The 11,566-nt window shown below is 44.5% G+C and carries 7 protein-coding genes; 1 reads left to right on the plus strand and 6 read right to left on the minus strand.

The window, feature by feature from the left end:
• The 6 genes from FN961_RS00005 to prmA all read right to left on the minus strand — a co-directional run.
• Positions 1-5,236 (minus strand): retention module-containing protein (locus FN961_RS00005; protein ID WP_143562503.1); only part of this gene is annotated, 5,236 nt, incomplete at its 3' end.
• A 457-nt stretch (positions 5,237-5,693) separates the two neighbouring features.
• Positions 5,694-6,410 carry an iron-sulfur cluster repair di-iron protein gene (gene ric, locus FN961_RS00010; RefSeq protein ID WP_143562504.1) on the minus strand — a complete coding sequence of 239 codons (717 nt, stop codon included), beginning with the start codon at positions 6,408-6,410 and terminating at the stop codon, positions 5,694-5,696.
• Between the two features lie 102 nt (positions 6,411-6,512).
• The gene (locus tag FN961_RS00015) at positions 6,513-7,640 is read right to left on the minus strand and encodes a Kelch repeat-containing protein (RefSeq protein WP_143562505.1); all 1,128 of its coding nucleotides are present in this window, start codon (positions 7,638-7,640) and stop codon (positions 6,513-6,515) included.
• Positions 7,641-7,792: 152 nt separating this feature from the next.
• Complete coding sequence (gene fis, locus FN961_RS00020) at positions 7,793-8,098, minus strand: DNA-binding transcriptional regulator Fis (RefSeq protein WP_005496187.1); 306 nt, start codon at positions 8,096-8,098, stop codon at positions 7,793-7,795.
• An 18-nt stretch (positions 8,099-8,116) separates the two neighbouring features.
• Positions 8,117-9,085: a tRNA dihydrouridine synthase DusB gene (dusB, locus tag FN961_RS00025; RefSeq protein WP_143562506.1), complete on the minus strand. Its 969-nt coding sequence runs from the start codon at positions 9,083-9,085 to the stop codon at positions 8,117-8,119.
• A 149-nt stretch (positions 9,086-9,234) separates the two neighbouring features.
• Complete coding sequence (gene prmA, locus FN961_RS00030) at positions 9,235-10,116, minus strand: 50S ribosomal protein L11 methyltransferase (RefSeq protein WP_143562832.1); 882 nt, start codon at positions 10,114-10,116, stop codon at positions 9,235-9,237.
• Between the two features lie 623 nt (positions 10,117-10,739).
• Here prmA and FN961_RS00035 point away from each other — a divergent pair.
• Entirely contained in the window at positions 10,740-11,465 is a 726-nt protein-coding gene (locus FN961_RS00035; RefSeq protein WP_143562507.1) for a fumarate reductase cytochrome b subunit, read from the plus strand.
• Positions 11,466-11,566 lie beyond the last annotated feature (101 nt).

Here is an 11,566-nt window from a genome sequence, read left to right on the forward strand (position 1 = left end):
GGCCACCATCATTGGTCGTCAGGGCGGTTACCGTGCCGCCGACAACCGTGAGATCATCGAGGGTGAAGCCCATGACTTTTTCACTGAAGGTGAAGGTCACGTCGCTGGTCTCACCAACCGTTAATAACGTATCGACAATGTTGACGATAACGCTGGGTGCACTAGTATCAACTTTTGCCGTATCTGAGCCTTCCCCAGATGTATTTCCAGTTTCATCAGTTTGCGTCGCAATAACTGTAATACTCTGCTCTTCTCCTGGTTTGTTCTCTAACCAAGAGATCTGCCCTGTTTCTGAATCATAAAGGTAATCAGTTGCAGCAGTGCCGTCGGCAAATTGTAGTTCGCCATTAACTAATTGCAGCTCTACTGTGGTTACTTGACCTGAATTACTTATCTGAAGCGTGACGGAACCGCCAAGCTCAAAGAGTGCTTCATCGATATCCACGGATATTACGACTCCGTCTTGGCCCCACATTTCAGCTCGTGATAGAAGCTCATCATTATTTATATCGGTGTTAATTATGACCACTGGCTGATCGACAAGGAGGGTATCAATCACTACATTCTGCGTGGCTGAATCTGTATTGCCAGCGAGATCAGTAACGGTAGCCGTGACCAAGTAAGTGCCATCGGCCAACGTGGTGCCAGTGAGGTCGATGCTCCAGTTACCTTGTGCATCAATGACTAGGCCATTGGCGGTAGTGTAATCGGTGCCTGCAATGTTAACCATTAAGGTGCTGGCATCGCCTAAATCAACGGTGCCCGAGAATACTAAGGTGTTGTCGTTGGTAATGAAATCTGAGCTTGAGCTGCCGGTGTCATCAGTGATGCTGGTGATAGCGACAGTTTGTTCATCCCCATCTTCATCGATTTGGGTGTCGACAACGACATTCTGCGTGGCCGAATCTGTATTGCCAGCCACATCGGTAACAGTAGCTGTAACAACATAAGTGCCATCGGCCAAAGTGGTGCCTGTCAGGTCGACACTCCAGTTGCCATCGGCATCAATCACTAGGCCATTGGCGGTAGTGTAATCGGTGCCTGCGATGTTAACCATTAAGGTGCTGGCATCGCCTAAATCAACGGTACCCGAGAAGATTAAGGTGTTGTCGTTAGTGATGAAATCTGAGCTTGAGCTGCCAGTGTCGTCTGTAATATTAGTGATAGCGACAGTTTGCTCGTCCCCATCTTGATCTATTTGGGTGTCGACAACGACATTTTGTGTGGCTGAATCAGTATTGCCGGCGACATCGGTGACGGTAGCTGTGACGACATAAGTGCCATCGGCCAGTGTGGTGCCAGTGAGGTCGACACTCCAGTTGCCCTCAGCATCAATCAATAAACCGCTATCTGTGGTGTAATCAGTACCTGCGATATTGACGACGAGTGTGCTGGCATCGCCTAAATCGACGGTACCCGAGAAGACTAAGGTGTTGTCGTTAGTGATGAAATCAGAGCTTGAGCTGCCGGTGTCGTCAGTGATGCTGGTGATAGCGACAGTTTGTTCATCCCCATCTTGATCTATTTTTGTGTCGACAACGACATTTTGTGTGGCGGAATCGGTATTGCCGGCGACATCAGTGACGGTAGCTGTGACGACATAAGTGTCATCGACCAGAGTGGTGCCAGTGAGGTCGATGCTCCAGTTGCCCTCGGCATCAATCACTAGGCCATTGGCAGTGGTGTAATCGGTGCCTGCTATATTGACGACGAGTGTGCTGGTATCGCCTAAGTCGACAGTACCTGAGAAAACTAAGGTGTTGTCGTTGGTAATAAAATCTGAGCTTGAGCTGCCCGTGTCGTCAGTGATGCCCGTGATGGCAACATCTGGTGCCGTGGTATCTAGTGTTGCAGAGTCTGTTCCCGGTGGGGATACGTTACCGGCTGGATCCGTAATAGTGGCTTCAACAACAATATCTTCTCCTTCGCCTGGAGCTGGGAGGGTTATATCAACAGTTCCGGTATCTATATTTTCCTGCGTGAGTACTATTTCAGTACCGTTAACCGTTAACGTATCACCGACATTGGCTCCAGTGCCCTCTAACCCAATAGTGACAGATATCTCAGTGTCACCATTAAGCTCGGCATTACTGATAAGCTCATCATTATTGGTGTCCGTTGTGATAGTAACTTGTGGGGCGCCATCAGCGACTGGCGTGACCTCTAGAGTCAGTGTCGCGCTTGACCCGGTATTAGTGGTATAGGTGATAACAGGAACGCTGCCGTTCCAGTTGTCATTTGGGGTGAAGGTATAAGAGCCATCGGGCTCGATAACTAAAGTTCCACCATCTAGTGTGACTGTTGAACCAGCATCATAGCTCACATCTTCAACTTCGAAACTAATGACAATTAAGTCGCTGTCGATGTCAGAATCGTTGGCTAATACATTGCCTGAAGCTACGCCATCTTCATCGATCGTGTTGTTGTCATCTACCACAATGCTTGGGTCATCAACGGCATTGACTTCAATGGTTAATGTGGCAGTTGAGCCTGTGTTTGTGGTGTAAGTGATAACAGGAACAGCGCCGTTCCAGTTGTCATTTGGGGTGAAGGTGTAACTGCCATTTTCATTGATGACTAATGAGCCGCCTTCAAGTTCGACAGTCGTCCCAGCGGTAAAGGTTTCACCGTTCACTTCAAAGCTAGCAACGGTAAGTGCATTGTCGATATCTGAATCGTTTGCTAATACATTACCTATTGCTACGCCATCTTCTGTAATGGTTGTTGCATCATTTTCTAGGATTGATTCGATGTCATAACTTTCAGAGGTGGTTGCAGTGCCTTGCTCCCCATTATTGCCAAATCCATACACAACTGCTTCGATACTTGTATCCGAATCATTAACCAATTCAGCGCCATCAACTTGAATGGAGAAGCTGCCATCTGCGTTCATCTCTGTTTGGTAAGTTACGCCGTTAATGGTGATTGTAATGATCGCAAGCGTGATCGATGGATCTGCATCGACAGTTCCGGTAACGGTAATGAGTTGCAGGCCTTCAGCCGTTGTGATTATGTTGTCGCCAGTAATAGGTGCTAAGTCTATGCTAATGGCAGTATTTGAAGGGCTATCATTATCAAAGATACGAAGTGTACCTTGTGCATCAACTAAAACGGCATTAACAGGATCTGTGAGATTGATGAGTGCAAATTCTGGGCTGCCTTCAACGATTAAATCATCTACGATTGGAATGTTAATGTAAGCGGTTGTTTGCCCCGGTAGAAAGGTAACCGTTCCATTTGTTGCAATAAAGTCTTCACCAAAGAGTGCTGAAAGCTCGGCAGTACTGTAGTTAACCGTGATGATCTCTGTGCTAGGCTCGCTCAGTGTCAGCGTAAAGACAGCAAACTCCATTCCTTCGACAACAAGGGCATAATTGATATCGATAAGTGGTAGATTAGTACCATCTGCATCATTATCAAAAATCGCAAATTCTAAGGTTTCATCGTAAACATTTTCACCCGTTACGACTGCATGGAAAAACTCAGTGGGTTCAATGGCTGCATCATCAAAAATAGGGATACGAATTAATACGCTACTATTACCAGCCTCTAATACGAAACCAAATACTGGGCGGGGAATGCTGCCACTATAATCGATGGAAGTGACTGTCATTGTCTGCCAAGTGACGCCTCCATCATTAGAGTATTCAATTGGTATCAAGTAATCATCAGCATATTCAGCGACAGGAAAACCTAGCTGTTCACTTAATAGTTCACTGGTGAAGTTAATTTCCAGCAGCGAATCTTCGGTAAAGATTAATTCGCTGTTAAGGCTGAATTGATTAAAACCATCTTGTTCAAATACATCAGGAATATCAGCTGAAAGGTGAGATTTGTACTGATCTTGAGTGTTCGAGGTTATGTCACGAGAAACGGTCCAATCCTCTACACGGTAATCAATACTCAATCCTTCTAAGTCATATTGAGTAATACCTTCATTTAGAATTATCTCGTAATTACCATTACCTAAATCAACTAATGTCCCTATGCCTGCAAATTCTGCATTGAGTTGTACATTACTAACAATCAAATTCTCAGTGGTGACCTGATGGCCAGTAGCACCTACAAGTAAATCGTTGGCGGAAAAAGTGATTTTCCCTTCTAATTCATTATAGTTGTACGTTATTAAGCCACCCGGAACATCCAGAACATCTGCAGTACGATTGTCGTGCGAGATAGGTGTTCTATCTTCAGCTAGCGCATCAATCGTGTCAGTAACATGTTCCATTGCTAAGGTTTCGAAAACATTCTGACCATCATTAGATAGTTCGCTTTCTCGAGTAAAAACAATACCTAATTCAGCGAGAACAAGCGACAGCATCTCTTTACCAGCAGTAGCAAGATTTAAGGGCTCGCCAGTCGTTTGGTCGATGTAGTTACTGAGTAGCTCATGGATAGCAAAAACGATATTGATATTAGACGCATAGCTGGCATCTAAATTAAGAAGTGAGTTAGTTTGTAACGTTCCATCGTCGGTGCCATCGCTAAGATCGTTATCTAGAGCCTGAAGGAAGATGGCCATGTTTTCGACATAGTTCATGTTGGTATCAGATAAGGATGTCCCAGCGATATCTTGCAGGAACAATATCGTGCCCTGTATTGCATCAGCACTAAAGCTAGCAATAATCACGTTACCTATGCTGAACGTAATGATGTCGCCAGGATTATAGGCAAAGGAGCCATCACTCCCCATATCGCCAGTAAAGCCGTTTAAGCCTGAAGAGGTGCTATAGGCGATGCCGTTGACAAAGTTATCGCTAAATTGGGCGATGTTGAAGCTATTGCTTGATTCTGGTGCGAGCTCTCCCAAAGACAAGTTAGTTGTCAGTGGTGTTGAGTTTTCGAATGAAGTATTGAAGCCAGAATTTGCCAATGTTTCATCGCCGCTTCGCGCAACTGAAATATAGCCTGAGCCGCCTTCACTACCACTGGTTTCACCCGCTGCTGTTTCTGGGAGATCTAAGGTTGGATCGTCGCCCGAGGCGATTAAAGCTTGGAGTGCTTCAATTTCATCAAGTGCACTGGTATCAAATGGCACTTCAAAGTCTGTATTTGAATATGTGGAATCATCTTCATAAAGAATTTCTATCTGAGCACCGTTTTCAATAAACAGTGTTGTTGCACTGGGCAGTGCTTCGCCTGAAGAGATCGTTTTAGTGATGCCATCTAATGTTCTCGTGACCTTGCCGCTAACAAGTACAACCTGTCCATTTTGTGTCGTAACTAGTGATTCCATTCGAAAACTCCAAGAAATTGAGTGTTAAAGTTGTTGCCTTGTAAACATGAAATAGTGAAGGGTAGCAGCTAAGGCAAGTATAGATTTTTAGATGTTAACTTATGTAACATTCTCTATCAACTCATTGGTTTTAATTGAGTTTTATTTTTGACGCGGCGAGTAATGCAGTGAAGTTAGTAACACTGTTAAGGGGTGTTTCGTTAGTTTATTTCTCTGTTTATTAGTGCTAAATAGTGTTATATGTTGATTATTTGTTACTTTGCGGTGTTCTTATGAATGGCGTTTTTTTGACACTTATTTTTATCGATTAACAAAATACAACTTTAGTATGTAAAGACGCTGTACGGTAGTAAGCCCTTTTGAAAGTTGGGTGATAAACACAGAGATTGTAGAATGGAGTTTGAGATGACTAAGCCAGCAATAGCTGGCTTTTTGATATTACAAATTTAGATAAATATTAATTGGCTAAAGCTAGTGCTTTAGGGAAGAGAATGTTGTTCTCAAGATGGATATGTTGTTTTAGGTCAGCTTCAAACTCTGCCAATGTGGCGTAACAGACTCGCCATGTGGTGCAGGCATGTTCAGGTGGCTGAAAGTCGTTGGTTAACTCATGCAACTTCTCAAGTATTTTTCCTGCGTCATCATGTTCATGTTGCATCGCATTGATAGGGTTGCCGATATGGCCGAAGCAGCCGTTGACCACTTCACCCGCCGCCATGGTGCGAATAGCAGGAAACAAGATCTGTTCCTCTTTCATTAAGTGGGGCGTTAGATCATCAACTAATGCGCGGATCCAACCTGCGAATGGTTTGATCTCTGCATGGTGTTCGCCGTGTGCACGTACCATCTTTTGACTGTACTCAATCAACAGAGGTGCTTTCTCACGCACGTAGCTGTGGTGTTTAGCCTCTATATAATCAATGAGTTCAGAAACGGGTAGTAGATTGAGGGCATCCTCTTTTTGACCTTGTAGATCAAGCTTTGTTAGTTCACTTTCAACGCTCGATAGCTCAACGTTAGCTTTGTCGCAAGCGCTGGCTAACGTGCGTCCCCCACCGCAACAAAAATCAATACCAAACTGGCTAAATACGTGGGCATAGCGAAAGTCTGCGGCAACAAGACTGCCGACACGTTGCTCAGATAGGGAAACATTCAATTGATGGGTCAGGTTCATACACACTCCAAAGCTGCTAAATATTTGCATGTTTTAATGCATCATATTGGCAGCGCTGGTAAGGTGCAATCTATTCCCGACTAAAACACTAGGGTAATCACATTATTCTTGCGCTAGATCATTAATCGGCGTTGTTAAGACGGCATCGGAGACCAACTGCTGTTCCAGCATGCCGCCGACTCTTAATAGGTTCTTTTGATAAAGAATAAGGCCGCGATGATCCATACTGGATTGCTCTACATGTACAGGAGTCAGCCAAGTGTGATGTTTTAGATCAAAGCGATGGAGTGCATTTGATGGTGCGCTTGGTTGACCGTTGTAGCCAATACCACTGTAATTGTATGGATTGTTGCTACCAGCCATAAAGATGAGTTGCTGGTTAGGTGCATCGCCGATAGCTGCCATACGGTAGTGCGCTTCGGGAGCACGTTTAGCGGTTGAGTCTCGATCTTGTAAAGAAGATGAGATTAGTGAGTAGTGGGGCAGTGCTTGCCAGTCTATTTTAAGATGATTTGCGGCTTGGATCTTCCCATATAGGCAGACTGGTGATGAGGTAAAGCCTCTTGCTTGATTGAGTTTTGCTTCTACAGTGACGCCATCGCAGAGAACGAGTTCATTGTTCACGGCTGCTACAGACTGACCAAAAACAGCGGGTGCTGGAATAGGTGTTGCCTGAGACCAATGATTGGTCTGGGTGTCGTAGACCTGAACCAAATTTACATTGCCATGCTGATGCCAGCCGCCAAACAGATAGATGTACCTTTCTTGATAGTTGAAAGCCGCAGTGTCATCGACGGCAACAGGCATGTCGGCGATTCGAGTATAGGTGTTATCTTTGAGTGCGTAGCGGTAGTTGTCTGATGTAGATACTTCGTGATGATCTTTTGATACGGTATAGCCGCCAAAAATATACACACTGTCTTTAACACCAATTGCTATCGAGGCGAGTCGCCCTGGGAGCGTTTCGATATGGGGCACATTGGGTAACGTTTGCCATTGAGCCTTTGGATCACTTAGCTTAAACATCCAAGCTTTATTGTGTATGGCTTGATAGTCTTTACTTGAGCTAAGCCCCATAAAGCTAAACAGATAGTCATCTCCCTCACTCGTCGCCAACGCTATTGCATTATTGGTCACAGGCTCAGGCAGGTTTGGCAATGGTAACAGGAGAGTGTTAGCCGATGTCACGAGAGGGAGAAGCAATAAGAGTATGGCGGTAAGCTTGTTCATGTAATGAGTGTTCCACGGGCTAAATAGTAAACATAGCCATCATAGAATGTTTTCGCATTGACTCAAAATTAGTGTTTTAAAATAGACATAACAAAAACGGGCTTTCCATTGCTGGAAAACCCGTTTTCATACAACAACCTAAGACGTGAGTCTTAGTTCATGCCGTATTTCTTCAATTTTTTACGCAGAGTACCACGGTTGATACCTAGCATGTTTGCTGCACGAGTCTGGTTACCGCGAGTGTGCTGCATGATGATATCTAGCAGAGGCGCTTCAACTTCGCTTAACACCATTTCATATACTTCTTCAGCTTCTTGTCCGTCCATTTGGGCGAAAAAGTTAGTGACTGCGCGTTTTACTGCATCACGTAATAACTGAGGCTTGATAGTACCGTTAGCTGTTTCAATTTTGCCAACAGTAAGCTGATGAGTTTCTGTGTTAGTAGTCTGATCAAACATTCGTATTCTGCTCTTTAATTAATTCTGTGCAATTTCGTCAAAATAGCGTTCCACCATGGAACCTTGTTCTTCAACAGTTTCCAGCCGATTAAATTCGGCGCGGAATGGACGCTGTTCATCTTGGTCCAAATACCATCCAACATGTTTTCTAGCGAAACGGATCCCCTTATAATCACCGTAAAGCGAGTATAAGTTTTTAAGGTGTTCCAGCATCACACGACGCTTTTCATCCACCTCAACAGGCGCTAGCTTGTTACCCGTTTCCAGGTAATGTTGAATTTCTCGGAAAACCCAAGGCCGTCCTTGGGCGCCTCGTCCTATCATAAGAGCATCAACTCCCGTATGTTCGAGCACAAAAAGTGCCTTCTCTGGGGTGAGGATATCTCCGTTCGCTATAACAGGGATCGAGATATTCTTTTTAATAGCCTTAATCGTGTCGTATTCAGCATTACCTTTATACATGCACTGCCTAGTTCGGCCATGTACGGCTAACGCGGCGATACCACAATCTTCAGCTATCTGGGCGATTTGAACACCGTTCCTGTGTTCTGGAGCCCAACCAGTTCGAATTTTCAGTGTTACAGGTACATCCACTGCTGCGACCACGGCTTGTAAAATTGCTTTTACCTGCACAGGATCTTGTAGTAATGCTGAACCCGCTAGCTTTCTATTCACTTTCTTTGCAGGACACCCCATATTGATATCGATGATCTGTGCGCCTTGTTGTACGTTGACAACAGCGGCATTGGCCATCAATTCAGGATCGGCGCCTGCAATTTGTACTGATCGTATCCCATCTTCGCCAGCATGAAGCATGCGCTGACGGCTTTTCTCTGTGTCCCAAACATCGGGATTTGATGAAAGCATCTCTGATACCGCCATGGCAGCACCATATCGAAGACAAAGATTTCTAAAGGCTTGGTCTGTAACACCTGCCATTGGTGCCACGATCAGCTGATTTTTCAGGTGATAGGGTCCAATTTGCATTATCAACATACCTAGAGCTTCAAAGGGGCGCTATAGTACGACTTTTTTGCGCTGGTGAAAAGGTCAATAAATAACCTGAGAGAAACTTTTTTTCTTGACTTTTGGATGCCAAGAAGTCATTGGCAGCACAGGGTGTGCTGCCGTTACCGCTATTTACGTATTCCTGTCAAGCGGCTCCACTCGTCTTTGTGAGCAGGCTCATCCATATCAAACCATTGAGTATAGAACTCGGCAACTTCCAGTGCTTGCTCTTGCAAGAGGCCTGATAATGCCAGTAGACCGCCTGGTTTTACTTTCTCTGCAATAAGTGGGGCTAATTCTCTAAGTGGGCCTGCAAGTATGTTGGCAACTAAGATATCGGCTTTAAGATCGGCTGGTTGGTCTTCTGGAAGGTAGAGTGCGAGTTGATCTTCTACGCCATTTCGCTCTGCGTTGGCTTTAGATGCATCGATAGCTTGGTAATCGATATCAATACCTGTCACTTTGGTTGCGCCAAGTTTCAGTGCGGCAACCGCTAAAATTCCTGATCCACAACCAAAATCGATCACTTCTTTATTGTCGAAGTTCAAACCGTCTAACCATTCAAGACACAATGCGGTGGTTGGGTGGGTACCAGTACCGAATGCAAGACCAGGATCGAGAATGATATTGACGGCAGTAGGGTCTGGGATTTCGCGCCAGCTTGGGCAGATCCATAAGCGATCGCCAAACTTAATCGGGTGGAAGTTATCCATCCATTCGCGTTCCCAATCTTTATCTTCTACTTGCTCAATCTTATAGCTGAAATCATTGCCTAGGTATGGCAGTAACTTTAGCTCTTCTACGACTATGTTCAAATCACGATCGGCTTCGAATAGGGCGGTGAGAACAGTGTGGTTCCACAGTGGCGCTTCGCCCAAAGTCGGCTCATAAATTGGCGTGTCTTTACCATCTTCTAAGGTAATAGACAGTGATCCTACTTCCATCAGTAGATCGCTTAGCGTGTCGGCGTGTTCATTGTCGGTATCAATTTTTAACTGGATCCAAGGCATTGGGATCATCTCAAAGTAAGTGCTGCAATGTGTGTATTGTACCATGAGGCATTTAAAGAGTGAGACCAAATAAGGAGTAGGGTAATAAATTTGCATTTTTTCTCGTATGAGCCTGAATGATAAAACAATAAGGCTATCAAGATATTGTTTTAAATCTTCTCGTAACCACTTGAATTACACTGGTTAATTGGTATTACCTTTGTTTTGTTGTGTATCAATTCTTTGTGACGAAGTTCAAAAAAACACCGCTTAGCGAGTGAGCTTTATCACGATTTATAGAGGGGGTTTATTTCAGGGGAGATCTTCTTGCTAAGGTGTTTGGATTGTATATACCCAAGCTACCTCAAGATGCTCGTTTCAGAGCTCCCGTAGGATAGCTGAACAAGGCAGTGATTGAGGATAATGGTTATTCCCTTGTCGATATCACTAACGCAGTGCAGGGATTCTACGGGAACTCCCGAAGGGCATGGCGAGAAGCAACATTTTTCTGTGTTATGAAATATTGAATTAGAATAACTAGTCCTACAATTTCATACCTTGAACTCTGTCACTTCTCGACATGCTGAATCCTGCATCTTGAAGTTGTTTGGGTATAGTAGCCAACATTAGACGTGATAATAAAAATGACAATCAAAACCCTACTTCCTGCATCGAGTATTCCAGGCTTAGCTGGACACCCTTGGTCAGCAAGAGCCGATAAAATACAGAGTGCGACAGGATTATTACTGGGGTGTTTTTTATTGGCTCATCTGCATTTTGAATCGAGTATTTTACTTGGTAAAGAGGCTTTTTATCAGGTGGTACAGATTTTAGAGGGAGGGATGTTTAGCGAGTCTGGGCATGGTTTCCCTGTTCTTACACAGATTTTCTCTGTATTCATTCTCCTTGTCGTCATCCTGCATGCCGCAGTGGCATTGCGACGCTTTCCTGCTCAACTGGGCCAATGGCGCGCACTGCGACGCCATATGAATGGTATTAATCATAAAGATACTCATGCTTGGTTCTGGCAGCTGGTTACTGGTTTTATTTTATTCTTTTTAGCCCCTGTGCATATATTTACCATGATCACCAATCCGGAAATTGGGCCAAATCTCTCTGCTGAGCGAGTGTATCTAGACAATGCATGGTTACTCTATGCCCTTTTATTACCTGCGGTGGTTATCCACGCCATGATTGGCCTTTATCGTGTGGCGATTAAATGGGGGCTCACTGCCAACCGTTCAGGTTTACGTAAAGTGGCTAAATTTATGATCATCTACTTACTCACCATTGGTATGTTGAGCTTGGTGTCATACCTCTTTATCGGCGCTGATTTAACGATTCCAGTTGAGCCATACATACCCCATTAAATGTCTTCGCTATTGATTAATAAAAATAATAAAGACCTGAAATTTATGTCCCGGCACTTGAAAGTGCGGGGCGTAGAGGCCGTTAGCGTCTATTTTGGGTT

The sequence above is a fragment of the Shewanella hanedai genome, from assembly GCF_007197645.1.
GTDB lineage: Bacteria > Pseudomonadota > Gammaproteobacteria > Enterobacterales > Shewanellaceae > Shewanella > Shewanella hanedai.